The organism is Roseibium litorale (assembly GCF_014842915.1).
GTDB lineage: Bacteria > Pseudomonadota > Alphaproteobacteria > Rhizobiales > Stappiaceae > Roseibium > Roseibium litorale.
Map to the genome: position 1 here is coordinate 56583 of NZ_JACYXI010000003.1, position 26696 is coordinate 83278.

The 26696-nt window shown below is 60.1% G+C and carries 26 protein-coding genes; 15 read left to right on the top strand and 11 right to left on the bottom strand.

Features of this window, described 5'->3' with window-relative positions; genetic code table 11:
- Positions 1-51: 51 nt before the first annotated feature.
- The 7 genes from IG616_RS06300 to IG616_RS06330 form a co-directional block, all read right to left on the bottom strand.
- Complete coding sequence (locus tag IG616_RS06300) at positions 52-972, bottom strand: homocysteine S-methyltransferase family protein (RefSeq protein ID WP_192147298.1); 921 nt, start codon at positions 970-972, stop codon at positions 52-54.
- 41 nt (positions 973-1013) lie between these two features.
- Positions 1014-1703 carry an ABC transporter permease gene (locus tag IG616_RS06305; protein ID WP_192147299.1) on the bottom strand — a complete coding sequence of 230 codons (690 nt, stop codon included), beginning with the start codon at positions 1701-1703 and terminating at the stop codon, positions 1014-1016.
- Positions 1704-1715: 12 nt separating this feature from the next.
- Positions 1716-2435 (bottom strand): ABC transporter permease, encoded by a 720-nt coding sequence (locus tag IG616_RS06310; protein ID WP_192147300.1) that lies wholly within the window; start codon positions 2433-2435, stop codon positions 1716-1718.
- 61 nt (positions 2436-2496) lie between these two features.
- Entirely contained in the window at positions 2497-3270 is a 774-nt protein-coding gene (locus IG616_RS06315; RefSeq protein WP_192147301.1) for a transporter substrate-binding domain-containing protein, read from the bottom strand.
- A gap of 33 nt (positions 3271-3303) precedes the next feature.
- Positions 3304-4083, bottom strand: a complete 780-nt coding sequence (locus IG616_RS06320; protein ID WP_192147302.1) for an ABC transporter ATP-binding protein — start codon at positions 4081-4083, stop codon at positions 3304-3306.
- Between the two features lie 187 nt (positions 4084-4270).
- On the bottom strand, positions 4271-5557 hold the full coding sequence (gene rhaI / locus IG616_RS06325) for an L-rhamnose catabolism isomerase (RefSeq protein ID WP_192147303.1): 1287 nt from the start codon (positions 5555-5557) through the stop codon (positions 4271-4273).
- 12 nt (positions 5558-5569) lie between these two features.
- Positions 5570-7672 (bottom strand): bifunctional rhamnulose-1-phosphate aldolase/short-chain dehydrogenase, encoded by a 2103-nt coding sequence (locus IG616_RS06330; RefSeq protein ID WP_192147304.1) that lies wholly within the window; start codon positions 7670-7672, stop codon positions 5570-5572.
- Between the two features lie 186 nt (positions 7673-7858).
- On the opposite strand from IG616_RS06330, the gene IG616_RS06335 reads away from it, so the two are divergent.
- The 7 genes from IG616_RS06335 (at position 7859) to IG616_RS06365 (ending at position 15083) form a co-directional block, all read left to right on the top strand.
- Positions 7859-8665: a DeoR/GlpR family DNA-binding transcription regulator gene (locus tag IG616_RS06335; protein ID WP_192147305.1), complete on the top strand. Its 807-nt coding sequence runs from the start codon at positions 7859-7861 to the stop codon at positions 8663-8665.
- A gap of 54 nt (positions 8666-8719) precedes the next feature.
- Positions 8720-9712, top strand: coding sequence for a rhamnose ABC transporter substrate-binding protein (gene rhaS / locus IG616_RS06340; RefSeq protein ID WP_192147306.1), 993 nt, complete (start codon positions 8720-8722; stop codon positions 9710-9712).
- 88 nt (positions 9713-9800) lie between these two features.
- On the top strand, positions 9801-11366 hold the full coding sequence (locus tag IG616_RS06345) for a sugar ABC transporter ATP-binding protein (RefSeq protein ID WP_192147307.1): 1566 nt from the start codon (positions 9801-9803) through the stop codon (positions 11364-11366).
- The gene (locus IG616_RS06350) at positions 11363-12346 is read left to right on the top strand and encodes an ABC transporter permease (RefSeq protein WP_192147308.1); all 984 of its coding nucleotides are present in this window, start codon (positions 11363-11365) and stop codon (positions 12344-12346) included. Before IG616_RS06345 ends, IG616_RS06350 begins: the two co-directional genes overlap by 4 nt.
- Positions 12343-13374, top strand: coding sequence for an ABC transporter permease (locus IG616_RS06355; RefSeq protein ID WP_192147309.1), 1032 nt, complete (start codon positions 12343-12345; stop codon positions 13372-13374). The genes IG616_RS06350 and IG616_RS06355 overlap by 4 nt, the downstream gene beginning before the upstream one ends.
- A 13-nt stretch (positions 13375-13387) precedes the next feature.
- Positions 13388-13702 carry an L-rhamnose mutarotase gene (rhaM, locus tag IG616_RS06360; protein WP_192147310.1) on the top strand — a complete coding sequence of 105 codons (315 nt, stop codon included), beginning with the start codon at positions 13388-13390 and terminating at the stop codon, positions 13700-13702.
- A 7-nt stretch (positions 13703-13709) separates the two neighbouring features.
- Positions 13710-15083, top strand: a complete 1374-nt coding sequence (locus tag IG616_RS06365) for an FGGY-family carbohydrate kinase (protein ID WP_192147311.1) — start codon at positions 13710-13712, stop codon at positions 15081-15083.
- Between the two features lie 65 nt (positions 15084-15148).
- Here the strand turns inward: IG616_RS06365 and IG616_RS06370 are convergent, their stop codons facing one another.
- The 3 genes from IG616_RS06370 to IG616_RS06380 all read right to left on the bottom strand — a co-directional run bounded on the left by IG616_RS06370 (position 15149) and on the right by IG616_RS06380 (position 18248).
- Positions 15149-16690 carry a tripartite tricarboxylate transporter permease gene (locus IG616_RS06370; RefSeq protein WP_192147312.1) on the bottom strand — a complete coding sequence of 514 codons (1542 nt, stop codon included), beginning with the start codon at positions 16688-16690 and terminating at the stop codon, positions 15149-15151.
- Between the two features lie 12 nt (positions 16691-16702).
- Entirely contained in the window at positions 16703-17134 is a 432-nt protein-coding gene (locus IG616_RS06375) for a tripartite tricarboxylate transporter TctB family protein (protein WP_192147313.1), read from the bottom strand.
- A gap of 124 nt (positions 17135-17258) precedes the next feature.
- Entirely contained in the window at positions 17259-18248 is a 990-nt protein-coding gene (locus tag IG616_RS06380) for a Bug family tripartite tricarboxylate transporter substrate binding protein (RefSeq protein ID WP_192147314.1), read from the bottom strand.
- 202 nt (positions 18249-18450) lie between these two features.
- Here IG616_RS06380 and IG616_RS06385 point away from each other — a divergent pair, with 202 nt between their 5' ends.
- From IG616_RS06385 to phnN, 7 genes are all read left to right on the top strand, one after another.
- Positions 18451-19122, top strand: coding sequence for a response regulator (locus IG616_RS06385; protein WP_192147315.1), 672 nt, complete (start codon positions 18451-18453; stop codon positions 19120-19122).
- The gene (locus IG616_RS06390) at positions 19115-20512 is read left to right on the top strand and encodes a sensor histidine kinase (RefSeq protein ID WP_192147316.1); all 1398 of its coding nucleotides are present in this window, start codon (positions 19115-19117) and stop codon (positions 20510-20512) included. The genes IG616_RS06385 and IG616_RS06390 overlap by 8 nt, the downstream gene beginning before the upstream one ends.
- Positions 20509-21612 (top strand): ABC transporter substrate-binding protein, encoded by a 1104-nt coding sequence (locus IG616_RS06395; RefSeq protein ID WP_246476146.1) that lies wholly within the window; start codon positions 20509-20511, stop codon positions 21610-21612. Before IG616_RS06390 ends, IG616_RS06395 begins: the two co-directional genes overlap by 4 nt.
- 75 nt (positions 21613-21687) lie before the next feature.
- Complete coding sequence (gene fosX, locus IG616_RS06400; RefSeq protein WP_192147317.1) at positions 21688-22101, top strand: FosX/FosE/FosI family fosfomycin resistance hydrolase; 414 nt, start codon at positions 21688-21690, stop codon at positions 22099-22101.
- A 126-nt stretch (positions 22102-22227) separates the two neighbouring features.
- The gene (locus IG616_RS06405) at positions 22228-22911 is read left to right on the top strand and encodes a DUF1045 domain-containing protein (protein ID WP_192147318.1); all 684 of its coding nucleotides are present in this window, start codon (positions 22228-22230) and stop codon (positions 22909-22911) included.
- Between the two features lies 1 nt (position 22912).
- Positions 22913-24064, top strand: coding sequence for an alpha-D-ribose 1-methylphosphonate 5-triphosphate diphosphatase (locus IG616_RS06410; RefSeq protein ID WP_192147319.1), 1152 nt, complete (start codon positions 22913-22915; stop codon positions 24062-24064).
- Complete coding sequence (phnN, locus tag IG616_RS06415) at positions 24061-24639, top strand: phosphonate metabolism protein/1,5-bisphosphokinase (PRPP-forming) PhnN (RefSeq protein WP_343072348.1); 579 nt, start codon at positions 24061-24063, stop codon at positions 24637-24639. Before IG616_RS06410 ends, phnN begins: the two co-directional genes overlap by 4 nt.
- On the opposite strand, the gene IG616_RS06420 is transcribed toward phnN, so the two are convergent.
- Positions 24636-25556: an AraC family transcriptional regulator gene (locus IG616_RS06420; protein WP_192147565.1), complete on the bottom strand. Its 921-nt coding sequence runs from the start codon at positions 25554-25556 to the stop codon at positions 24636-24638. The two genes, phnN and IG616_RS06420, sit on opposite strands and share 4 nt — an antisense overlap.
- Positions 25557-25776: 220 nt before the next feature.
- Here IG616_RS06420 and IG616_RS06425 point away from each other — a divergent pair, with 220 nt between their 5' ends.
- Entirely contained in the window at positions 25777-26658 is an 882-nt protein-coding gene (locus IG616_RS06425) for a carbohydrate ABC transporter permease (RefSeq protein WP_192147320.1), read from the top strand.
- Positions 26659-26696: the final 38 nt, after the last annotated feature.

The following is a 26696-nucleotide window of genomic DNA, read 5'->3' on the forward strand; positions in this document are numbered from 1 at the left end:
GGCTCCGGTCCGCAGAAAGCTGCGGACCGGAGTGGGCAAGTTCGGGCTGCTTCAGTTCGTCCGGTGCCTCAAGGTGGAGGCAAGGCTATGTATATGCTCCGCGCCAATGCCGCAGCAGCCGCCGACCATTGTCGCGCCCGCTTCCACCCACTCACAGGCAAAGCCGGTATAACTTGCCCCGGTGAGATCGGCCCGCGTGCCATGCAGCTTGCCGTTTGCCGCACCGTCGTCAGCCTCCGAATCCAGGGCATTCGCATAGACGCCGATTTCAAGTGCAACGCCTTTCTGACCGAAAACAGCAGAGGCAACCTTGACTGCATTGGCCATGACTTCCGGTTTTGCGCAGTTGAAGAGAAGGGCGGACGCACCTGACGAGGCAGCCCACTCCGCCGCTGCTGCTACGGTTTCCCCGCCACGCAGTTTCGGATTGGAGATAGCTTCCGCCGTGTCGCTATCCTCAAGGGTGAAGGAGATCCAGAAGGGCTTGCCGGTGCTGGCTGTGGCCTGACGAACGGCTTCGCCTTCCGCGATCAGGCTCAGAGTCTCGCCGAGCCAGACGTCGGAATAGGGCGCAAGCTCTTCCACGAGAACGGAGAGATAGTCTTGTACGCGGGCGGGATCGAAGTTTTCGGGCTCATAAGAGCCGAAAATCGGCGGCAATCCGCCCGCCACGAGCACCTTGCGGGAGGTTTCGGCATCGGCAGCCTCCCGTGCCAGACGCCCGGACAGGGCGATCAGGCGTCTGCCTTCTTGCTGAAACCGCTCCTCACCAATGTGGTAGGGCACGAGGGCATAGCTGTTGGTGGTCACGACGTCTGCGCCCGCCTGGATGAAATCCTCATGCACCTGACGGACGATGTCCGGTGTGTTGATGAGAGCAAGGGCCGACCACTCCGGCTGCTTCAGCTCGGCGCCAAGACGCAGCAGTTCGCGGCTCATGCCGCCATCAAGGATCCGGATCTTGCCGGTCATTGTGTGTTCCTTCTCGTGTGTGCCTCAAGGCTCCGCAGCGTTTAGCGGCGGATAGGCACTTGATGCTCGATATGCCTGAAGACTCTTGTCAGGATGAGAGTCAGGCAGACGTAAAAAACAGTGACGACAAGCAGCGGCTCATAGACGAGCAGCGTATCTTGCCGGACCTTGTAAGCGACCGCATAGAGATCCATCACCGTGACCGTGAAGGCGAGAGGTGTGGATTTCAGCTGCAGAACAATTTCGCCCGTAATGCTGGGAAGAGCTGTGCGGATGGCGCGCGGCAGCCAGATGCGGCGCAGCAGCAACGCGGGAGTCATACCGAAGGCGCGGCCTGCTTCCAGCTCTCCCTTCGGCACGCTGAGCAGCGCGCCGCGCAGGATCTCCGCCTGATAGGCGGCGTGGTTCAGGGTGAAGCTGACAGCTGCAAAGAAGAACCCTTCGCGCAGAACCGGCCACAGGAAACTGCCGCGCAATCCTGGCACCATCGGCAGCAGGGAACCGACGCCGTAGTAAAGCAGCCAGAGCTGGATCAGCAGGGGCGTGCCCCGGAAGAAGCCGCAATAGCCGCGTGCCAGGAGCTTCAACCAGCGCGGACTGGAGACTTGAGCAAGGGCAAGGCCAATCGCAAGCGTGAACCCGCAGACAACGGAAATCACAAGCAGGGCTACCGTTTGCCATGCGCCTGAAAGAAGCAGAGGGGCGTATTGGGCGATCCAGCTGAAATCCATATCCGTCCTCCCTCAGTGCGGCAGCGGCTGGCCGCGCCGGGCACGGCGTTCCAGCAGGTTGAAAAGGCGGGTGGAGAGAAGGCTGATCACCAGATAGATCGCTGCGGCGGCCAGGAAGAACAGGAAATAGTGCTTGGTGTTTCCCGCCGCAATCCGGGTTGCGAGCGCAAGCTCCTGATAGCCGAGAACGGCGATCAATGCGCTGTCCTTGGTTACGGACATCCAGAGGTTCGCCAGACCCGGGAGCGCATTGGGGATCATCGCAGGCAGGATGACCCTACGGAAGCGTAAGGAGGGGCGCATGCCGAAAGCTGCGGCGGCTTCGATCTGGCCGGTTGGAACGGCGAGGATCGCGCCGCGGAACACTTCCGTCATATACGCGCCCTGGACGATCCCGAGCACGGCAACAGCGGCGATGAAGCCGTTGACTTCGACCGGCGGCAGTCCAAGGCCGGCTAGAAGCCGGTTCAATCCGTCGGTGCCCGCATAATAGAGACCGATGATCAGAATCAGCTCGGGGATGGCCCGGATGCCTGTGGTGTAGCCATCCAGCAGCAACGCCGATATCCTGCCGCCCTTCAGCTTGCCCCAGGCGCCCATAAGGCCAAGGGCCATACCGGTCAGATAGGCGCCGAAGGAAATGGCAAGGGTCGAGGCCGCGCCAGCCAGAAGCACGCCGCCCCATCCGGGTGGATAGGGTGCCAGAAGCTCAAGATAGGACAGGTTCGCCATGCCGCCTCGAAGGAGTGCAAGGGAGCGGCGGCTGCCGCTCCCAAGAGGTCACGGTTCCGGATCAGTCGCCGTAGACGTCGAATGAGAAGTACTTGTCGGTGATTTCCTTGTACTTCCCGCTGGCGCGGACGGCAGCGATGGCCTTGTTCAGCTTTTCCTTCAGTTCCGTGTCGTCCTTGCGCAGACCACCGCCGACGCCCTCACCGAGAATGGCCGGATCGTCCTTGACGTTGCCCTTGTCCTCGCAGCAGCCGCTGCCGAAATCGGACTTCAGGAATTCTTCCAGCGCCATGGAGTCGCCAAAGACATAGTCGATACGTCCAGCCGCCAGATCCTGGAAGGCTTCATCCAGGGTGGCGTAGGTCTGCTCGTCCGCCTTGTCCTTGAAATACTTGGCGTAGTAGTTCGACTGAATGGTCGACACCTGGATGCCGATGATCTTGCCCGCAACATCATCGGGACCGGCGCCAATGTTGCCGTCCTTGTAGCCGATCAGTTTGCTCGGGGTCTTGTAGTACTTGTCCGTGAAGTCGATGATCTTCTGGCGGTCCTCAGTGATGGACATGGACGACCAGATGACGTCGAACTTCTTGGCTTCAAGAGCCGGGATCAAGCCATCCCAGGACATGTCGACAGTGGAGCAGGTTTCCTGCATTTCCGCGCAGACAGCGTCCATCAGCTCGATCTCCCAGCCGACCCACTTGCCCGAAGCGTCCTTGGTGAAGAAGGGAGGATAGGGCTCGTTCATGATGCCGAAGCGCACTTCGGCAGAGGCGGACAGAGTGGTGGCTGCGAGGGCTGCGCCTGCAAGGAGGCCGGAAAGAAGCTTCTTCATGAAGAATATCCGTTGGTTGAGATGGATCTGGGATCAGTTTCTGAGATTGGCGGTAAAGTCCCGGCAGCGCGCACTGTCGGGGGAACCGAAGACTTTTTCCGGCGTGCCTTCTTCCTCAACGCGGCCCTGGTGCAGGAACATCACGTGGTCGGAAACATCGCGCGCGAAACTCATTTCATGGGTCACGAGGATCATGGTGCGGCCTTCTTCTGCCAGATCACGAATGACCTTCAGCACCTCGCCGACCAGCTCCGGGTCCAGCGCAGAGGTCGGTTCGTCGAACAGCATCACGGAAGGCTCCATGCAGAGCGCGCGGGCGATGGCCGCTCGTTGCTGCTGGCCGCCGGAGAGAAAGGCAGGGTAGGCGTCGCGCTTGTCGAAGAGGCCGACCTTGGCAAGCAGCGCCTCTGCGCGCTCAGTTGCCTCCCGGCGGTTCTGTCCAAGAACATGCATCGGCGCTTCGATGACGTTTTGCAGAACCGTCATGTGCGCCCAGAGATTGAAGCTTTGAAACACCATGGACAGGCCGGTGCGCAGGCGTTCGATCTGGCGCCAGTTCTCCGGATGAAGCCGTCCCTGTTTATCCGCTTTCAGCGCAACTTCCTCGCCATTGACGATGAAGCGGCCGCGGTCGGGCTGTTCCAGAAAATTGAGGCAGCGCAGGAAGGTGCTCTTGCCTGCCCCGGAAGAGCCGATGAGCGAGATCACGTCACCCTTGCGGGCAGACATGGAAATCCCCTTCAGGACCTCATTGTTCCCGTAGCTTTTGTGAACATCCTCAACCTCAAGGGCGAAGGCGGGTTCCTGTGTCATCGGCGGCTGCTTCCATATTGCTGCAGCCGCCTGTTAGCCCGGTTTTGCCGGCTTGCCAATGTGTTTGGCGCCGGTGGGGAAAGATATTCCTTCCGGCTTCTTCTGATGACAACTGCATCCTTCCCGGTTGCGGTTTGACGGTTAAGCCGTTCGCCCGCAGCCGATTGTCTGCCGGGTCAGCTGTGGATTACACGATTCCCCCACCGGCGCCGGAGACCGCCGGGCGGATACCCGCGACCTTCGCCCGGTATCCGGAGGCGCGGTAGGTTGCGACCGGATCAATGGCAGCGCCCTGTTCCAGGCGGGCCATGGCAAGGATCGGCTCCACATCCGTGCGGAAGGCGGTCTTCAGGGTTCCAGTCGCCATCAGCGCATCGTTGCTTTCCTGGAAACCCTCAAGTGCCTTGCGGTCCACCAGCAGAGCCTGGGCATAGGCCCGCTGCACTTCCATGGCGCTGACCATCAGGCTTTCAATCGGATCGGTCACATTGTGCGACTGGTCCAGCATGTGGGCCGGATTGAAGCCCGGTGCCCTGCGCGTCTCCGCGTCCACCAGCTCGTTGAAGACAAGGAACAACCGGTAGGGATCGATAGATCCGGTGTCCAGATCATCATCTCCGTATTTGCTGTCGTTGAAATGGAAGCCGCCAAGTTTGCCGAACTGAATGAGCCGGGCGACGATCATCTCAATGTTGACGTTCGGCGCATGGTGGCCAAGATCGACGAGGCAGTATGCCTGATCGCCGAGTTCCTGGGCGATCATGTAGTTGGTGCCCCAATCCTGCACAACGGTGGAGTAGAAGGCCGGCTCATACATCTTGTGTTCGGTGAAGAGGCGCCAGTCACCCGGAAGAGCCGCGTAGATCTGCTTGGCCGCGCCCAGATAGCGTTCGAACTGGCGGGTGAAATTGGCTTGGCCCGGAAAGTTGGAGCCATCACCGATCCAGATGGTCAGGGCCTTGGAGCCGATGGCCTTGCCGATCTCGATACATTCCAGATTGTGCTCAACCGCCTGAGCGCGGGTTGCCGCATCCGTATGGGAGAGAGAGCCGAACTTGTAGGACTTCTCCTGACCGTCTTGATCCTGAAAAGTGTTGGAATTCATTGCATCGAAGGTCAGGCCCAGCTCTTCTGCTTTGGCCAGAAGCGCTTTCGGATCGTCCTTGTCCCACGGAATATGCAGGGACACGGCTGGCGTTGCGCGGGTCAGCTGCTGAATGACGCCGCAGTCTTCCAGCTTGTCAAAAATGTGCCGTGGCTCGCCAGCGCCCGGGAAACGGGCAAAGCGCGTGCCGCCGGTGCCGACGCCCCAGGAGGGAACGGCAACGCCATAGGCGGATACCCTGGCCTTTACCTCGTCAATGGCGATGCTGCGCCGGGCGAGCTGTTCACCCAGATGATCATAGTCCTGCCGCAGCGCGCTTTCGCGGGCGGAATTGTCTTTCTCTAGGACGTCTTTGCTGATCATGGTCATGTCAAAGCCTCCTCAACGTGTGAAGGACTGGACGTTGCCAGCATCGACATTGATGATGTTGCCGGTCGACTTCGCGGAATTCTCAGAGGCGAAGAAGTAAGTCGCCTCCGCAATATCCTCGGGCAGAACCGAGCGCTTCAGAAGCGAGCGCTGGCGGTAGTGCTCTTCAAGATCGGCCGTGTCCTTGCCATAGGCCTGGGCCCGTTCCTTCAGCCAGTCGCCCGACCAGATCTTGGAGCCGCGCAGAACCGCATCCGGGTTGACCACATTGACGCGGATGCCGTCCGGCGCACCTTCCAGCGCCAGGCAGCGGGCGAGGTGGATTTCCGAGGCCTTCGCCGTGCAATAGGCGCTGGCGCCAGGCGAAGCGGCAAGGCCGTTCTTGGAGGCGATGAAGACGATGGATCCGCCCACCTTTTGTGCCTTCATAACCTTGAACGCGGCCCGCGAGACAAGGAAATAGCCGGTCGACAGGATCGACATGTTCTTGTTCCAGAGGTCGAGGCTGGTTTCCTCAATCGGTGCGGAGGAGGCGATCCCCGCATTGGAGACCAGAATGTCGATGCCCCCGAAGGCCACACAGGCATTGGCATAGGCCGCGTCTACAGCCGCCTCGCTGGTCACATCCATGGTAACTGTGTGCACCACGTCCGGGGTGTAGCGGTTGGAGAGCTGCTCTGCCGTCTGGGCCAGAGCGGCCGCATCGATGTCTGCCAGAACCACGCAGGCGCCTTCCTTGAGGAAGCGTTCTGCTGTCGCCGAGCCGATGCCGCCTGCGCCGCCGGTGACGAAGGCGACCCGGCCTGCCAGGCTCTTCGGCTTGGGCATGCGCTGCAGCTTTGCTTCTTCCAGCAGCCAGTATTCGATGTCGAAGGCTTCCTGTTCCGGCAGGCCGCAATAGGTCGATACACCGGAAGCGCCACGCATCACGTTGATGGCGTTGGTGTAGAACTCAGCCGAAATACGGGCGGTTGCCTTGTCCTTGGCAAAGGTGATCATGCCGACGCCGGGGACCAGATAGACAACGGCGTTGGGATCGCGCAGGGCAGGGCTGTTGGCGTGTTTGCAGCGCTCGTAATAGGCCGTGTAATCGCGGCGGTAGGCGTCCACGGCGTCCGGCAGTCTGGCGAGCGTCGCCGTCACATCCGGGTTCTGCGGATCGAAATCGACCACCAGAGGACGGATCTTGGTGCGAAGGAAATGGTCCGGGCAGCTGGTGCCGAGAGCTGCAAGCGCTTCCATGTCCCTGGCGCAGACGAATTCCAGAACGGCGTCGGTGTCATCGAAATGACCGGCCATATGCTGCTGGCCACTGACCATGCCACGGATGGCGGGCATCAGCTGGGCTGCGATGGCGCGGCGGTCTTCGGCAGCGAGGGCCTGTACCTTCTGGCCGCCAAAGGCTGCCTTGCCGGCAAGCTTGCCTTCAAACCAGCCGATGGCCTTGTTGATGATCTCGATGGTGGTCTCGTAGCATTCCTTGGCATCATCCGCCCAGGTGAAGAGGCCATGGCTTTCAAGCACGACGCCGCGGGCATCGGGGTTTTCCAGGCAGAACTTTTCCAGCCACAGACCCAACTCGTAGCCGGGACGCTTCCACGGCAGCCAGCCGATGTCGGCGCCGAAGATCTCTGCGGTCAGCTCCTTGCTGTTCTTTGAGGCGGCAATGGCGATGATCGCGTCCGGATGCATGTGGTCCACATGCTTGCGTGGCACATAAGCGTGCAGCGGCGTATCGATGGAGGCCGCGCGCGGGTTCAGGTTGAAGGTGCAGTGGGGCAGATAGCCGACCATCTCGTCTTCAAACTCGACGCCCCGGTAGAGATCTTTGAGGGTACGGAGCTTGTCCATATAGAGGGTGGCAAAGCCGTCCATCTTGATGGTGCCAACGTCGCCTCCAGAGCCCTTGACCCAGAGAATCTCTGTCATCTGGCCTGTCAACGGATCCGTTTCCATGGCTTTGGCCGAGGTGTTGCCGCCGCCATAGTTTGTGATGCGCTTGTCGGAACCAAGCAGGTTCGAGCGGTAGAGCAGCAGCTCGGATTGGCTCATGGCCGCGGCCTTCGCGTCGTCCCAAAGGTTTGTGAGCCGGGAACCGGTGGCGGAATTCTGCATATTTTCCTCCCAAAGGGTGTCTGGTCTGAACCAGCAATTTGCCCGAAGACTTGCTTTTGGAAGCGCAGTTGTCAATCAGTTTCAATCATAATCGATCAAAAAACGCGCTGCATTGCAGCAATCTGACGAATTTTGATTGACAATGCTTGGAATAGATGGAAGCCTTGATTGTGTCGGGAGGACTTCATGCACGAAAAAGAACGTCACAGGATCATATTGTCTGCCATCCAGGACCGCCCGGTCGTGACAGTTGCCGAGCTTGTGACGCTGACGGATTCCTCCGAAGCGACGATCCGCCGTGATATTGCCTCGCTGCATGTGCAGAAGAAGCTGCGCCGGGTTCGCGGCGGGGCCGAATCCATCACACCACCGCAGTTCGTGGGGCTTGCCGGCCGGCCATTCAGCGTGAACGAAGCCTTTCATGGCCTTCAGAAGCGGGCGATTGCGCGTGCTGCCGTGGAGCTTTGCGATGATGGCGATGCGATCATCATCAACGGCGGCACGACGACCTTTCAGATGGTGCATCCCCTGGCGAGCAAGCGGATGCAGATCTTCACCAATTCGTTTCCGATCGCCGAACATCTGCTCAAGCACTCGAAGAACACGATCATCCTGTCGGGCGGCGTGATCTACCGGGAGCAGAACATCATTCTCAGCCCGTTCGACAATGACGTGACGCGGAACTTCTACGCCAAGCGCATGTTCATGGGCGCTCAGGGCTTGGGGCCGCTTGGGCTGATGGAGGCAGACCCGCTGCTGATCCAGGCGGAGCAAAAGCTGATTGGACAGGCTGACGAACTGGTTGTGCTGGTGGATTCGTCCAAGTTTGCGAGCCGTTCCAGCCTGATCCTCTGCCCGCTGGAGCGGATTACGACGGTCATAACCGATGAAGGAATTCCGGACCATGCGGCCCAAATGCTGGAGCATGCGGGCATCCGGGTGATTGCCGTCGCCACTGGCGCGGCGCAGGAAGCAGCCACGCAAAGCGGCTGATTTGGTTTTCTGCCGGCGAGGAGGAAATGCCGGCGGAAATTTGGGAGGAAGACTATGAAATTGTTCAAGACCTTGCTTGCAGCGACCGCCGTCGCAGCAATTGCATTCACCGCGCCTGCGCAGGCGGAAACCAAGCGCATCGCGCTTGTCGTCAAGGCGCTGGGCATTGGCTTCTTTGAAGCGGCTGCCAAGGGCGCAGAAGAAGCGGCCAAGGAACTGGGCGATGTGGAAGTCATCTACACCGGCCCGACCGACACGACCGCAGAAGGCCAGATCGAGGTGATCAACGCCCTGATCGCCCAGAAGGTGGATGCGATTGCCATTTCAGCAAATGACCAGGACGCGCTCGTTCCGGCTCTGAAGAAGGCCATGCAGCGCGGCATCACTGTGATTTCCTGGGATTCCGGCGTTGCTCCGGAAGGCCGCCAGCTGCACCTCAACCCCTCGTCGAATCCGCTGATCGGCAACATGATCATCAAGCTGGCTGCGGACAATCTGCCCGATGGCGGTGATGTCGCAGTTCTCTCCGCCTCTGCCACGGCCACGAACCAGAACATCTGGATCGAGGAAATGAACAAGGTCAAGGGCAACTACCCGGGCATCAATGTGGTCGGCACCGTCTATGGCGATGACCTGGCAGACAAGTCCTACCGCGAAGCTCAGGGCCTGATGCAGACCTACCCGGATCTCAAGGCGATCATTGCGCCGACCTCGGTTGGCATCGTGGCAGCTGCCCAGGCCGTGACGGATGCTGGCAAGATCGGCCAGGTCAACGTGACCGGCCTCGGTCTGCCGTCCGAAATGGCGGGGCACATCAAGTCAGGTGCTTCCAAGTCCTTCGCAATCTGGAATCCGATTGATCTTGGCTACGCCGCGACCGTGCTGTCTTACAATCTGGCCAGCGGCAAGGCAGAAGCCAAGCCGGGCGCACAGATCCCGATGGGCCGCATGGGCACGCTGACCCTGGACGACACCAACTCCGGCGCCATGGCAGATCCGTTCGTCTATGACAGCTCCAACATCGACCAGTTCAAGGACATCTTCTGAGATCCTTTCGAACAACTCCCTGCGGTCCGGCTTGTCGCCGGACCGCCTCATTCTCCTTTGAATTTCTTGAGTGTCTTGGGACATGGTCATGCTTGCCAAAAGCCCGGAAAAAGGACCTGAAGCAGGTGGCTTGCGCGCGGATGCGGCGCTTGATACCCGTGCTGTTCTCTCCCTTGCCGGAATCACGAAGTCCTTCCCGGGTGTGAAGGCGCTGTCCGGCGTAGCCCTTGACCTTTATCCAGGTCAGGTTACGGCGCTGATTGGCGAGAATGGCGCTGGAAAGTCGACCATCGTGAAGATCCTGACCGGCATCTATCAGCCGGACGAGGGCGAGATACGGGTCGATGGCGGGGCGGTCCAGTTCCCCACGGCGGAGGCTGCCGCCAGATGCGGCGTGACCGCAATCCATCAGGAAACGGTGCTCTTTGAAGAGCTCACCGTTGCCGAAAACATCTTCATCGGCCATGCGCCGAAAGCCCGGTTCGGGTTGATCGATCGCAAGCAGATGCTGCGCAGGGCCCGCAGTCTTCTTGAGCGTATCGGAGCGCGGATTGATCCGTCCGTGCCGCTCAAGGATCTGGGCATCGCCAACCGGCATCTGGTCGCCATCGCCCGGGCCCTCTCCATTGACGCCCGCGTGGTGATCATGGACGAGCCGACGGCTTCTCTCTCCCACAAGGAGATCGAAGAGACCTATGAGCTGGTGGACAGGCTCAAGGCCGAGGGCAAGGCCATCCTTTTCATCAGCCACAAGTTCGACGAGATCTTCCGCGTTGCCGACCGCTACACCGTGTTCCGGGATGGGGAGCTTGTCGGCTCCGGCCTGATGCAGGGCGTTGACGAGGGGCAGCTTGTCAAGCTTATGGTCGGCCGTCCGGTTGATCAGGTCTTCCCCAAACGTACCCCAAATCTCGGAGACGAGGTTCTGAAGGTTGCGGGCTATGCGCATCCGACCGAATTCGAGGACATTAATTTCAGCCTCCGGTCCGGGGAGATCGTCGGTTTCTACGGGCTTGTCGGCGCTGGGCGCAGCGAGTTCATGCAGGCGCTCTTCGGCATCACCAAGCCTTCCAAGGGCGCGATCCGGATTGACGGCGAAATTGCGGTCATCCGTACACCGAACGAGGCGATCGGCAAGGGCATCGTCTATGTGCCGGAGGACCGCGGCAAGCAGGGCGCGGTCAAGGGGCTGCCGATCTTCCAGAACGTGACCCTGCCGTCGCTCGGGCAGGTTTCCGCCAAAGGCTTTCTCAAGATGGCCGAGGAATTCAAACTGGCGCGGGACTATACCCAGCGGCTGGATCTCAGAGCCGCTGCGCTGGATCAGGATATCGGCGAATTGTCCGGCGGCAACCAGCAGAAAGTGATCATTGCCAAGTGGCTGGCGACAAAGCCGCGGGTGATCATTCTGGACGAACCGACCAAGGGCATCGACATCGGATCGAAGGCTGCTGTCCATGACTTCATGGCGGAACTGGCCGGTGAAGGCCTGGCGGTCATTCTCGTTTCCTCCGAAATCCCGGAAGTCCTCGGCATGTCCGACCGGGTCATCGTGATGCGGGAAGGGCGGATTGCTGCCGAGTTTGAGGGCGAGGGTCTGACCCCTGAAAACCTGGTCCGGGCCGCAGCCGGCATTGAGGAGGCGCGGCCATGAGCAGGCGTATTCATATCAGCCGGGAAGTCGTGCTGGGCGGTGCCATGCTGGTCCTGCTCGGGCTGATCGCAACGCGGTTTCCGGCTTTCGTGGAACCGGGCAATCTGGCGAATGTCTTCAATGACACGGCTCCGCTGATCATTCTGGCCCTCGGCCAGATGGCGGTCATTCTGACGCGCTGCATTGATCTGTCCGTCGCCGCCAATCTGGCGCTGACCGGCATGGCCGCCGCGATGATCAATACGGCCATGCCGGATCTGCCGATCCCGCTGATCCTGCTGGTGGCGGTCAGCCTTGGCGCGGCCATGGGTCTGGTCAATGGTCTCTTAGTCTGGCGCCTGTCGATCCCGCCGATTGTCGTGACGCTCGGCACCATGACCATCTACCGGGGGATCATCTTCCTGATTTCCGATGGGCGCTGGATCAATGCGCATCAGATGAGTGACAGCTTCAAGGCCTTCCCGCGTCAGGTTCTGCTCGGACTGCCTGTCCTGTCCTGGATCGCGATCCTGGCAGTCATTGCGATCTTCATTCTGATCACCCGGACGCCTCTTGGCCGCGCCTTCTATGCGGTCGGCGGCAATCCGAATGCCGCACAATATGCCGGCATCAATTCCGGCTTCACCCAATGCGCCGCCTTCGTTCTGTCCGGCGCACTTGCAGGGCTGACAGGTTATCTCTGGGTAGCGCGCTACGCGGTTGCCTATGTCGATATCGCCGGCGGATTCGAGCTCGACGTGGTGGCGGCTTGCGTGATCGGCGGCATCTCGATTGCAGGCGGTGCGGGATCCGTGGGCGGGGCTGTTCTTGGCGCGCTGTTCCTGGGCATTATCAAGAACGCTCTCCCAGTCATCAACATTTCCCCCTTCTGGCAGCTGGCGATCTCCGGCTCTGCGATCCTGATCGCAGTCGCGGTCAACGTGACCCAGAACCGGCCCAAGGGCAGAGTGATCCTGAAGAAAGAGGAGCACGCGGTATGACATCTGTAACCCAGACCCAAGTGTCCGGTCAGATCCCTCAGGGCCGGCAGATCCCGGACCGGTTGCGCACGCCGCTGCAGCGGGCACTGGCCAGCTGGGAAACCTTGCTGCTTCTGGTCTTCGCTCTGGTCTTTTGCATCAACTCCTTTGCCTCGCCTTATTTCCTCGATCCGTGGAACCTTTCGGACGCCACCTTCAATTTCACGGAAAAGGCGATGATCGCCTTTGCCATGGCATTGCTGATCATCTCGGGGGAAATCGACCTGTCGGTGGCTTCGATCATCGCGCTAGCTTCCACGGCGATGGGGCTCGCGGTACAGATGGGGTCGGATACGCCTGCCCTGGTCGGGATAGGCCTTCTCACCGGCTTGCTGTGCGGCGCGGTGAACGGCGCCCTGATCACCGGCTTCGGTCTGCCGTCGATTGTGGTGACCATCGGTACCATGAGCCTCTTCCGCGGCATTTCCTACATCGTTCTCGGAGACAAGGCCTTCACCGGCTATCCGGACAGTTTCTCCTGGTTCGGTCAGGGCTATGTCTGGTGGGTGTTTTCCTTCGAACTGGCCCTGTTCTTCCTCTTGGCGGTCATCTTCGGCATTCTGCTGCACGCAACAGCCTTTGGCCGCTCGGTCTATGCCATCGGCAACAACGATGTGGCAGCGCTTTTTTCCGGCATCCGCGTTCCGCGGGTCAAGTTCAGCCTGTTCCTGCTAACGGGTCTGATGTCGGGTCTGGCAGCGGTCTGCCTCACTTCCCGTCTCGGCGCGACCCGGCCTTCCATCGCTTCGGGCATGGAACTGGAGGTGGTGACCATGGTGGTTCTCGGCGGAGTCAATATTCTCGGCGGCTCCGGGTCCATTGCAGGTGTCGTGATCGCTGCGCTGATCATGGGACTTGTGACTTTCGGTTTTGGGCTGCTCAATGTTCCCGGCATCGTGATGTCCATCTTCATCGGCATTCTGCTGATCGCGGTGATCGCCTTGCCGAGGCTTGCCCGCCGGTTCTTCCCGCGCCGCGCGGCGTATTGAGAGGACTTCGAACATGGAAAAATATGCGTTCCGTATGACGCTGAAGCCCGGATGCGAGGCCGAGTACAAGAAACGCCATGACGAGATCTGGCCGGAACTGTCGAAGCTCCTGAAGGATGCGGGGATCTCCGATTATTCCATCCATCTTGACCGGGAGACTCACGCTCTCTTCGGCGTTCTGTGGCGGGACGACGACCACACCATGAACCAGCTTCCGCTGGAGCCGGTCATGAAGAAATGGTGGGCCTACATGGCCGATATCATGCTGACCCATCCGGACAACGAGCCGGTGGCCGTGCCGCTCGAAACCGTCTTCCATATGGATTGAGCGGGACATGAAGGAAATCCGTACGGTCGGTGTCATCGATATTGGCAAGACCAACGCGAAGGTCGCCGCCGTCGATGCCCGGCTTCTGAGGGAAGTTGCTGTGCGCACCCGGCCGAATACGGTTCTGCGGGACGGGCCCTATCCCCATTACGACATCGACGGCCATTGGGCCTTTATTCTTGAGAGCCTCAAGGCCCTGCAAGAGGAAGTGGGTCTTGATGCCCTGTCCGTTACGACCCACGGCGCGTCTGTTGTGCTGCTGGACCGGGCGGGAGCGCTGGCAGCCCCCGTTCTGGACTACGAGCATGATGGCCCGGACAGTCTGACCGGAGCCTATGATGCGATCCGGCCGGACTTCGCGGAAACCGGCTCACCGCGCCTTGGCATGGGCCTGAACGCGGGCGCGCAGATTTTCTGGCAACTGGAACAGGTCCCCGGTTTGCAGGACCACGTGAGCCAGGTGCTCACCTATCCGCAATACTGGTCCTTCCGGCTCTCGGGCGTTGCGGCCAATGAAGTGACGTCGCTTGGATGCCATACGGATTTGTGGGACCCCAATGCCGGCCGCTATTCCACGCTGGTCGGCAGCCTGGGTCTTGCGGGCAAGATGGCTCCCGTTCGCCTTGCCGGGGATTGCCTCGGACGGGTTACGGGCACAGTTGCGAAGGCGACAGGCCTTGCTACGGATACGCCAGTTTTTTGCGGAATTCACGATTCCAATGCGTCGCTTTATCCGCATCTGCGCCGGCGGGAGGCTCCCTTTTCCGTTGTGTCCACAGGCACTTGGGTGATTGCTTTGTCGATTGGCGGCAAGCCGGTCACTCTGGATCCTGACCGGGACACGCTCATCAACGTCAATGCGTTGGGGAACCCGGTTCCCTCCGCAAGGTTCATGGGCGGGCGGGAGTTCGAGCTCGTCTGCGGCGGTCTTGAGGGCGAGCCGGCTGATGCGGACAGGGACCAGGTGCTGCGGGAGAACATCTTTCTGCTGCCAGCCATCGAGCAGCGCTCCGGCCCGTTTCAGGGCCGCAAGGGCAGCTGGAGCGTTCCGGAAGACCAGTTGACGCCGGGACTGCGCAAGGCAGGCATGTCCTTTTATCTGGCGCTGATGACCGCCGAGTGCCTCGGCATGATTGGCGCGGATGGGCCGGTGATCATTGAGGGGCCCTTTGCCCGAAACGGACTGTACAAGGCGATGCTGGAGGCGGCGGCAGGCCGGCCGGTGATCGCCGAGGGCAGCTCCGCGACCGGCACGAGCATCGGTGCGGCCATGCTCGCCCTGGCAGATGTTGGTAGAGCAATTGCCGCGCCCGGAGCTCCGGCAGAAATTGATCCGCTGCTGAGGAACTACGCCTGGAACTGGCGGTCTGCGGTCAGCTGAAGCTCAAATAAAAACGCCCGCGGCATCAGAAATGCAGCGGGCGTAGTTTCAACAAACCGGGCGCGTTAATCCGAAATCGCGCCTTCTTCGTCCTTTGCCATCCGCTTGATGCGCGCCTTCATGACCTTGCCGAAGACCATGGGCAGTACGAAGCCAATGAAGGCGAGCGCCCAGAGCGAGGCCGACAGCGGGCTATCGATCAGGGTCCACCAGTTGCCATTGTCGATGGTGATCGCACGGCGCATGTTGCTCTCCATGGCATTGCCAAGCAGCGTGCCCAGGATCACGGGCACCAGCGGCACGTCCAGCTTGCGCAGTACCCAGCCCATCACGCCGAAGCCAACCATGACATAAAGGTCGAAGGTCGAGCCGGAGATGCCGTAGATCCCGACGAAGCTCACCATGGCGACGATGGGCATCAGGATACGCGGTGGTACCAGGAGCAGGCGGGTGAAGATCCCGACCATCGGAATGTTCAGCGCCAGCAGCATGAAGTTGGCGATGAAGAGTGCCGCGATCAGGCCCCAGACAACATCCGGCTTCTGAGCAAAGAGCAGGGGACCTGGGGTGATGTTCAGCGCCAGAAGCACGGCAAGCAGAACCGCCGTGGTGCCGGAGCCCGGAACACCAAGTGCAAGCATGGGAACCAGCGCGCCACCTGCGGCCGCATTGTTGCCTGCTTCGGGAGCAGCAACACCGCGGGGATCACCCTTGCCGAAAGTGCCTTCCCGGTCGACCAGCTTCTTTTCCATGGAATAGGAAATGAAGGAGCCCAGCGAAGCGCCTGCTCCCGGCAGAACGCCGGCAAGGAAGCCGAGGAAGCTGGTGCGGAACATGGTGGGAATGCACGACTTCAGTACAGCCCAGGTCGGCATCATCCGGCCGATTTCCATCTTCTGTCCTTCAGCATCCGAAGAGCCATGTTTGTGCTCCAGGAAGACAAAGACTTCCGACAGGGCAAACAGGCCGACGATGGCGACGAGGAAGTCTATGCCATCATAAAGGTGCACTTCGCCGAAGGTGAAGCGGGGAACGCCGGTCTGGGTGTCGACGCCCACCATCGCAAGGCCAAGGCCGAGCGCAGTCGCAATCGCGGTCTTGGACTGGTTGGTCGAAGAGACGCCGCCAAGGGTCGCGAAGGCCAGGGTGAAGAGGGCGAAATATTCCGCCGGACCGAACAACAGGGCGATCTTCACCAACTGCGGAGCCAGCAGGATCAGACCCCAGGTTGCGATGAACGAACCGACGAAGCTGGCGATACCGGACAGCGCGAGCGCTTCACCGGCACGGCCTGCCTTTGCCATCGGATACCCGTCCAGACAGGTCATCATGGCTGGCTCGTCACCCGGAATGTTCAGCAGGATTGACGAAATGCGGCCGCCATACATGGCACCGTAATAGACCGAGGTTAGCAAGATGAGTGCTGGCGTCGGTCCGAGGCCAAGTGAGAAGGCCAGCGGGATCAGGATTGCGACGCCGTTGGACGGGCCAAGGCCGGGAAGGGCGCCGATGATCGTTCCGAGGAAACAGCCGAGCAGAGCGAGCAGAATGTTTTGCCAGGTCAGCGCGATGATGAAGCCATCGGCAAGGGAAGAAAGCGTCTCCATGGACAAGCTCCATCAAAAGCCGAGCGGACCCTTGGCCAGGGAGAGGCCGAGGATCAGGTGAAAAACGACATAGATACCAACCGAGGTGGAAGCCCCGGTGATGACCGATCCCAGCGGCTTCGAGCCGAGGCGCCAGGTCAGATAGGCACCGGCGGCAGCCGTCCCTATGACAAACCCGACCACAGGCAGCATCGTGGAATAGAGCAGCAGAACAACAACCGCTGCAACGATCTCCAGTAGACGCACCAGGCTCGGCCAATGCGGATCAGGATCCGGCTTCAGGATAACGGCGATGGACGCCAGCCCCAGAACGGCGGCGATAATCAGGGGGAAAGCTTTTGGCCCGACGGCGTCGGACAAGAAACTTTCTTCGATATTCACGGCTGCCCACGCGTAGCCAATTGCCAGGGCGAGGCCGATGATGCCGAAGATGCGGTCGCTCATTGGGTTCTCCTCGTGCGGGCGGTTCAAGGGCCAAGGAAAAGCCGCCGCCCGTCATATGTCGGATAAAACTTTGGAGCGGCGCTTGCGCCGCTCCAACACCCTCGAAAGGGGCGGTTTGAACCGCTTACTTGATGATACCGATTTCGCGGGAAATGTCCTGGATCTGTTGCACAGACTTCGCAACGAAATCCTGGAACTCGGCTCCCTGCAGGCTCAGTGGTGCCAGGCCATTGGCCGCCATCACCTGCTTCCATTCATCGCTGGCGTAAAGCGTGCCGATCTTGGAAACCCAGCCGTTGTAGGCGTCGTCGGACATCTTGCCAGGAGCGTAGAACCCGCGCCAGTTTGCGCCGATCGCCTCGACGCCCTGCTCACGCGCGGTCGGGAACTTGGAGAATTCGCCTTCCAGGCGCTCGGGAGCAAGAACGGCGATCACGCGGATGTCACCGGCGTCCACGAAGCCCTTGGCTTCGGAAATGTCGCCGGTAAAGGCGTCAACGGAACCAGCCAGAAGCTGAGTCACAGCTTCCCCGCCGCCATCAAAGGCAATGTACTTGACCTTACGGACATCTTCCACGCCGGCAGCCTTGGCAGCGATCAGAACCTTCAGGTGGTCCCAGCCACCAACTGCAGAGCCGCCAGCAACGGATACAGAATTCGGGTCATTCTTCATCTTTTCCAGTAGCTCGGGAAGCGTCTGGATCGGGCTGTTGGCAGCGACTGCAATCACGCCATAGTCGGCGCCAACGGAAGCAACCCAGCGGACCTGGTCCTGAGTGTTGCCCGGATACGCACCCTGCGCGAGACGTGTCGCGGTTGCGGAGGATGCCGCAACGATGAGGTCGTTATCACTGTCACGTTTGGAAACGACATAGGCGTAGGCTGCGCCGCCGCCGCCGCCAGCGAGGTTTGAAACCTGCATGGTCTTGTCGATAAGCTTGAGGTCCTGAAGCGTCTTGCCAACCTGACGGCAGGTAAAGTCCCAGCCGCCGCCCGGGTTGGCCGGAGCAACGCATTCCGGATTTTCGGGCATGAAGTCCGCAGCACTCGCGCTCAGTGCCGAGACGCCAAGAACAGCCGCCGCCAGCAGCAGGCGGGTCGATTTGAAAGCCATTGTTATGTTTCCTCCAGTCAATGCAGCCGTTCCTCCCGGCTGCTCTCCTCCACCGTCCGGCAAAGCCTGCGGCAGACAGCGAGCGCCTGCGGAACGGCCTTCAAGTGTTAGCGCTTGAAACTGTCGTGAACCTGTCACAGGCTCAGAGCGCTGTTGCACGGATCTTCGCCTTGAGGCAGAACCGGCATAAGGAGACGCGGGCGTGCGATTGTTGCTGGTGGAAGATACGCTGGATATGGCCGAGGCCATATCGATACGGCTGGGACAGGAAGGCATTGCCTGCGATGTGGCCAATTGCCTCGACGAAGCCAGAGCCTTTCTGGACGTTCAGCGCTATGATGTAATCGTTCTGGACATCAATCTGCCTGATGGCCTTGGTACGGATCTTCTGCAGGAACGCCGTTCCATGGGGGACCGGACGCCGGTTCTGATGCTGACGGCCCAGTTTTCGGTCGATGACAGGATTTCCTCCCTGAACCTTGGGGCGGATGATTATCTCATCAAGCCCTTCGATCAGCGCGAGCTTGAAGCCCGGATCCGGGCCCTCTACCGGCGCGAGCAGGGGGACAAAGGGCAGGAAATCCGGCTCGGAGACCTGACGTTCAATCCATCCGCGAAGGTTCTGCGCAAGGACGATGTGCCGATCGCGCTCACCCGCCGCGAATTCACCCTGCTTGAGATGCTGGTGCGGAACCGGGGTAAAGTTATGGACAAGGAGCGGCTGTTTGAGGGGCTGTTCTCCTTTTCCGATACGGATGTCGGCCTGAACGCAATCGAGCTTTACATCGCCCGGCTGCGCAAGAAACTCACCGGGAGTTCCGTCCATATCGAGACGCAGAGGGGTTTGGGCTACAAGCTGGATGTGGATGCCTAGAAAGCTGTTTTCTCTCGGAACCAGCTCCCTCACCATGCGCGTGGCCCTTGCGGTCACAACGTTGCTTGTGATCGGAGGCGTTCTCGTTTCGATTGCGGCTTTCGCCTATGGCCGTCAAGCCGCCCAGGAAGCCTATGACCGCCTTTTGCTCGGAGCTGCCAACGACATTGCAGGATCGATTTCCGTGGTGAACGGAGAAGCGGTTGTCGATCTGTCGACGTCTGCATTTCAGCTTTTGGCCTTGGCTCCTGATGACCGGATCGCCTACCGGGTTATCGGTGTCGATGGCCGGACCCTGACCGGCTACGACGAACTGGCCGTTCCAAAAGATCTCGGTGGAACGAGCGGCTCTCGTTTCTTTGACGGCAAATTTACGGGTGAGGACGCCCGGTATGTTCTGATCCTGCGGCGCATCGCCGAGCGCAGCCTTAACGGCACCATTCAGGTTATCGTCGGGCACACGATGCTGGCCCGCGATGCCCTGGCGTTGGACATTACCCGGAAGGCGCTGTTTGCGGCCGTCCTTTCCGGCGTCGCAATGCTGCTCCTCGCGGTTTTTGTCGTGCGGTCCGCTTTGAAACCGCTGGACCGGATTGCCCAGTCCATTGCAGGCCGCGATCCTCATGATCTGACGCCCGTTGACCCATATGTCCCGCGCGAAGCTGCCGTTTTGATCGGAGCGCTGAATGGGTTCATGGCGCGGCTTGACCGGCAGATGAGTGCCATGCGCAATCTGATTTCGGATACGGCTCACCAGCTTCGCACACCTGTCGCAGCCTTGCGGGCACAGGCGGATCTGGCTGCCGGAGTTGACGATGAGGAAAGGCTCCGTTCCATTGTTGCCCGCATTCACGCGCGTTCGGTGAGCCTTGGAGCGTTACTTGATCAACTGTTGAGCCGGGCCTTGGTGGTGCACCGTGGTGACAGCGCCAAGCGTGAGATCCTGGATCTGAGAGACGTCGCCCTGGATGTCTTCGAGAGCGGCGACTTCAACCTGCTCGCACCGGAAGCCGGTGTGCGGTTGGAAATCGGCGAGGAGCCGGTTGAGGTCCTGGCAGATGTTCCCTCTCTACAGGAGGCAGTGAAGAATCTCGTTGCCAATGCGATCAAACATGGAAAGGCACCTGTGGAGATCGGCGTGAGCGTGGAAAATGGCGAAGGCTGTATCTGGGTTCGCGATGCCGGCACGGGCCTGCCACCGTCAGTAGAAGAGGCACTTGGAGAACGGTTCCTGCGCTCGGCCGTGTCGCGGGGCGACAGCTCAGGTCTAGGGCTTTCGATTGCGCTGGCGGTCGCCGAAGCCTTCGACGGGCGTCTCTCTTTCACGCGTCCGGAAACAGGCGGCTTCCGCGCCGCTGTTGTTCTGCCGCTCATGGAGACCAGAGGATGAGAGCTACGCTCCGCAAGCGCATGAGAGGCTGGGTTCTGTTCGTGGCCTTGTGTCTTGCGCCGGGCCTTGCAAAAGCCCGCGCTCCCGAGATCGTTCAGCGGTTCGGCGACGGTGACGCACCACGGCATTTGCTGATCCGGTCGACCGCCGATCTGTCGATCTTTGGTCAAGTTATCGAAGCCTATCTGGCAACCAGGGCGGGTCTTGCTGTCACCTATCAGCAGTGGGGCTCCAATGACCTTTATGATGACAGCGTGGATGGGTGCCATGGTGGTCCGGATCCCGCCGATATGGTCATGAGTTCCGGTGTCCACCAGATGGTCAAACTGGTCAATGATGCCTGCGCCCGGAGCTACAGGTCTCCTGAAACGGAGAACCTGCCAGCCGCGTTGCGCTGGCGCGATGAACTCTGGGGTGTTACCCGCGAGCCGGTGGTGATGGTCTATAACCGCGCGCTCGTACCGCCTTCGGAAGTGCCGCGCACGCGCTTCGACTTGCTCGACTTGCTGCGGCCATCTTTGTCCCGTTATGCGGGGCGCGTGGCGACCTATGACATCGAGCGGTCAGGTCTCGGATATCTGTTCGCTTTTGCGGATTCCCGAGAAGCGGCGACTTTTGGCGGCTTGCTGGAATCCTTCGGCCGGACAGATGCCATCGCGACCTGCTGTTCAGCGGAACTTATTTCCGGCGTGGCGGACGGCACATATCTGATCGCCTATAACGTCATCGGCTCCTATGCGATGGAGCGTGCCTTTGGCGATGACCGGATCGGTGTTGTGATGCCGGAAGACTATACACTGGTGCTCTCCCGTGCCGTGATGATCCCCAAAACCGCGCGCCACGCCTCCGAAGCGCAGGCCTTTCTTGATTACCTTTTGTCCTCTGCCGGTCAGACTGAGCTGCAGCGGGCCCGGCTGATCATGCCACTGGTGAATGAAGAGGGGGCGGAAGGGGAGAGGATCAGTGAGACGGCTCTGCGGCCTATCGGTCTTTCGCCAACGCTTCTGGTGGCGCTCGACCGTCAGAAGCGGGAGCAGTTTATCCGCAGATGGCATGAAACTTTTCAGGGAACCCGGCTGCCAAGCGCGGAGCCGCAATAATCAGGGTTTGGTGACACCGGATTGCCGGAATCAACGGGCAAGCTTGCCGGAATTGCAGCAGCAGGAGGTTCCGGATTGGCCAGCGGACTGTCTCATATCACGTTCATTGTCTCCGACCTTGAACGCATGAGCTTAATGCTCACCTCGGTTCTGGAAGCGAAAGAGGTCTACTCAAGCGGAGACGACACGTTCTCCCTGTCTCAGGAGAAGTTCTTTCTGGTGGGAGATGTCTGGATCGCTATCATGAAAGGCGAGCCGCTGGCGGAGCGGACCTACAATCATGTCGCCTTCCAGATTTCAGAGGACGATTATAACGCGTGTGTCCATAGGATCGAGGCGCTAGGCCTCGATATGCGTCCGCCCCGGCCGCGTGTCGAGGGAGAGGGGCGCTCCATTTATTTCCACGACCACGACAATCATCTTTTCGAGCTGCATACCGGAACACTTGATCAGCGGTTGCAACGCTATGCGCGGGCGAAGGCTGGCTGAAATAGATTTTCCCGCGGGCTTCTGATTTGCGTCAGGCGGCGCTATCTTAAGCCCCATCCTGCCGTCGTTCCCACGTCGCAATTTTTGTGCACGTTGTGGCTTCTCCACCTTCCGAAGACCGGTTTCATGCGCGCTGCTCTCTATTTCACGCCCTCCCGCGACTCTGATTTGACGCTGGCTGCTGCCGAATGGCTGGGCCGGGATCCTTTCACTGGTGAATCGGTTGTTTCGGATGTTTCCGGATCAGATGGTTTGGTGGATGCCCCGCGGCGCTACGGGTTCCACGGCACTTTGAAGGCGCCGTTCGCTCTTGCCGATGGCAAAAGCCTTGAGCAGCTGGAACAAGCTGCGGCTGAGTTTGCTGCATCGAGGTGCCGCTTTACGGTGCCGGAACTTGCTCTGGGACGGCTTGGATCGTTCTTCGCGCTGGTTCCTGCACGTCCATGCGATGCGCTGAATGCTTTCGCGGGGGATGTCGTGCGCCACTTCGAGCCTTTCCGTGCGCCCTTGAGCGACAAGGATCTGGAGCGCCGCCGCAAGTCCCGGCTTTCGCCCCGGCAGGATGCTCTGCTGTGCGAGTGGGGCTATCCTTATGTGTTTGAAGAGTTCCGCTTCCATATGACCCTTACAGGTTCTGTTCCGGCAGAACAGTTCGACGACGTGGAAGAGCTTCTGAAGACAAGCTTCGCGGCCTTCACCGGAAAACCGCTGCCCATCGATGCGCTGGCCGTTTTTGTTGAAACTGAACCGGGCGCTGCATTTCAGGTTCAATCCCGCCATCTTCTAGTCTCTGCCGAAACCGAGGAATGACATGCCTGAACCCACCGCAGACATCGTCTTCAAGAATGCCCGCCTGGTTTTACCCGACACGGTCATACATGGGTCGTTGCTGATCAGAGAGGGCATCATCGCGGACATTAGTTCGGGCAACACCCGGTCCGAGGGACAGGACTGCGAGGGTGACTGGCTGATACCGGGTCTGGTGGAACTTCATACGGACCATCTGGAGGTCCACTATGCGCCGCGACCCGGTGTGCGGTGGAACCCGCTGGCCGCCGTTCAGGCGCATGATGCGCAGATCGCGGCCTCAGGCATCACCACCGTGTTTGATGCGCTGCGTGTCGGTATGGACGAGGACGCCAGGATTACGGCCGCGGACATGCGGCTTCTGGCCGATGCGATCGAAGAGGGGCAGTCCCGGAACCGTCTCAGGGCCGATCATTTCATACACTTGCGTTGTGAAGTTTCGGGCGGAGACATCATGTCCGGCGTGCGTCTGTTCGAGACTGATTCCCGTTTCCGTCTGGCTTCGCTGATGGATCATACGCCGGGTCAGCGGCAGTTCGTCAGCCTGGCGGCTTACAAGCTCTATTATCAGGGCAAGACCGGTATGTCGGACGAGGAGTTCAACATCTATGCCGCCAAACGGCAGGCACAGGCCGCGCAATGGTCGGATATGAACCGCAAGGCCGTCGCTGAACTTTGCAAGGAGCGCGGCATTGTTCTGGCAAGCCATGACGATGCGACCCTTGTCCATGTGGAGGAGGCCGTTCGTTTCGGTACTTTGGTCGCCGAATTCCCGACAACGCTTGAGGCAGCCAAAGCCTCCCACGAGGCAGGTATGCGTGTGCTGATGGGGGCCCCCAACGTGGTGCGCGGCGGATCTCATTCCGGCAACGTCTCCGCACGGGACCTCGCAGCTCATGGCGTGCTCGATATCCTGTCCTCCGACTATGTGCCTTTCAGCCTTATCCAGGCCGCCTTCCTGCTGGCGGAAAGTGTCGAGGGACTGTCGGTCAACACAGCCATCAACATGGTGACAAAGGTGCCGGCGGAAGTGGTGGGGCTGACGGATCGCGGGGCGATCGAGACGGGACGGCGCGGGGATGTGGTGCGTGTCCATCTGGAAGGGGACGTTCCTCTCGTCCGGTCCGTCTGGCGGGAAGGGCTGCGGGTATCGTGAGCGAAGCTGACTTTTCCCTTGAAAGCCCGTCCGGCGTGTTCGTTGCGGTTGTCGGCTCCAGCGGTGTCGGCAAGGACAGCCTGATCGCCTATGCACGGCAGGCGTTACACCCTGATCCAAGGTTCGTTTTCGTCCGCCGGACCGTGACGCGGACGGCTTATGTGGAGCTGGAAGACCACGACAGCTTGTCTCTTGCCGCGTTTGAAGACGCCGAGGCACTCGGCCGGTTCGCCATGACCTGGGAAGCGCATGGCCTGCGCTATGGTCTGCCTTCAAGCATTCACGACGACATGGCTGCGGGCAAAGTCGTCACGGCCAATATCTCTCGGAAAATGCTGAAGATGGCACGGCAAGTGTTTCAGCGTTTGCAGATCGTCGAGATCACGGCGCCAACGGAGGTGAGGGCGCAGCGGCTTGCGGCGCGCGGGCGTGAGAGCGCCGCAGCTGTCGAGGCCCGCCTCAACCGCAGTGTTGTGCCTGTTGCAGGGCCGGATGTGGTCCAGATCGAGAATGCCGGCACGCTTTCCGAAGCCGGTGAGCAGCTGGCTGGTCTGCTTCGGTCTCTTGCGAGCTAGCCCGCAGGGCTTTGCCGCAGGGGGTAATGGATGAGACCATCTTCCTCGCCTTTTGGAAAGGCGCCGTCCCGGTGCAGCTGCAGGTTCTGGACATAGCCCCGCGGGCTGGTGCCGATGTGGCGTTTGAACATGCGTGAGAAATAATAGACGTCCTGATATCCGACCTGTGCCGCCGACTGGCTGACACTGTGGCCTGAACCCAGGAAATGCATGGCGCGCTCCATGCGCTTGAACTCCTGAAATTTCCTCGGTGTCGAGCCGACCCTCTTTCTGAACTCCCGCTGAAAATAGTCCGGATTATAGGGCGCTGCACCCACCACCTCGTCCGCAATCCCGGGATTGAGCGGATCGGCGCTGATTTGTGTTGCCGCAAACATAATGGCAAGAGCAAGAGAATCGCCGGTCGCCATCAGGCCTTCTTCCTGATGCTGCCAGGCGATGAAGGCATCATCGATGAAACTGGTCAGCAGGAACATGAACATGTGATGCTGGGAGAGAGTGGTTGAGCTTGCAGGTGCGCTCTGGCGGTAATGCCGCGCGAGAGGTTCCAGCAGAGGCCATTTGGAAAGACGCGCTTTCCGGTGGAGTTTCATCTGAGCGGTGAAATCATGCTGGTTGAAGATGGTCAGGGTGAAATGCTGTGCGATGCCGATGTAGGTTCCGGTGCCCGGATTCCAGCCCCGGAAGCGCGTGCCGCGCGGGATGAGCAGCGCATCGCCTGGGGTGACCGAGATTTCCTCACCCTCAATCAGATAGCGGCCTTCGCCCTCCAGCCCGATGATCAGGTCTTCCACCTGATTGGTCTTGTCGATGAACCAGGTGGCGGAGTGCTGCATGGGGATGGTGGACCGTGTCAGGGTCAGCGTGAGCGCCTGCGGCGGAACTTCAGCAAGAATGCTACCTTCGATTTCGTCCATCTTTTTGTCCGGAAATGTCAATTTCATGAAGGGTAGTCCAAGGCCATAAACAGGGCAAGAAGAGAGCGAATACCATTGCTGTCAACGGGAGGAGGCAGCTGGCGTCCCTTTCCTGCCGTCAGGCCGGGAAACCTTGGCGTCTGCTGTAACAGCCAAAAAATGCACGAAATCGAACTCGGAACATCTGTGCTTGCCACCGGCAGGCGTGCAGGGGCAGCTCATGGGCAATAACCGTTTTCTCGGGCTTGCCTATCTCGCGCCCTACCTGATCGGGCTCCTGGCTTTCACGGCGATCCCCTTCATCGCATCGCTCTATCTGAGCTTCACCGATTACAATCTGATCAGCGCTCCGAAATGGGCCGGGCTCGACAATTACATCGACATGTTCACCCGTGACCGGACGTTCAAGAAATCGCTCTGGGTAACGCTGGTTTATGTGTTCACGACGGTGCCGCTGAAGCTCGTCTTTGCCCTGTTCATCGCCTACATCCTGAACTACCGGCTGGCCTTCATCAATTTTTTCCGCACTGCCTATTACGTGCCGTCGATCCTTGGCGGCTCGATCGCGATTGCGGTGTTGTGGCGTTACATCTTCGCGGAAGCTGGGCTCGTGAACATGATCCTGACCTCTCTCGGCTTTGAGGCGGTCAACTGGTTCGGCGACCCGGCCAATGCGCTTTTCACCATCACGCTCCTTCGCATGTGGCAGTTCGGCTCCGCGATGGTGATCTTCCTTGCGGCGCTGCAGTCCATCGACAAATCGCTCTACGAGGCAGCTGCGATTGATGGTGCCGGCAAGATGAGGACCTTCTTCTTCATCACGCTGCCGCTGATCACGCCGGTGATCTTCTTCAATTTGATCATGCAGATGGTTCAGGCGTTCCAGGAGTTCAACGGCCCCTACATCATCACCCAGGGCGGGCCGCTCAAGTCCACTTATCTGCTGCCGCTTTACATTTACGACGAAGCCTTCAAGCGGTTCGACATGGGCTACGCGTCAGCGCTCGCCTGGGTGCTCTTTGCAATCATCATGGTTCTAACGGTGGTCGCCTTCTGGTCTTCCCGGAAGTGGGTCTACTACGCTGGCGACAAGAGGAGCTGAGCCAATGGACGCACGGACCACTCCCTCAGATCCTCTCC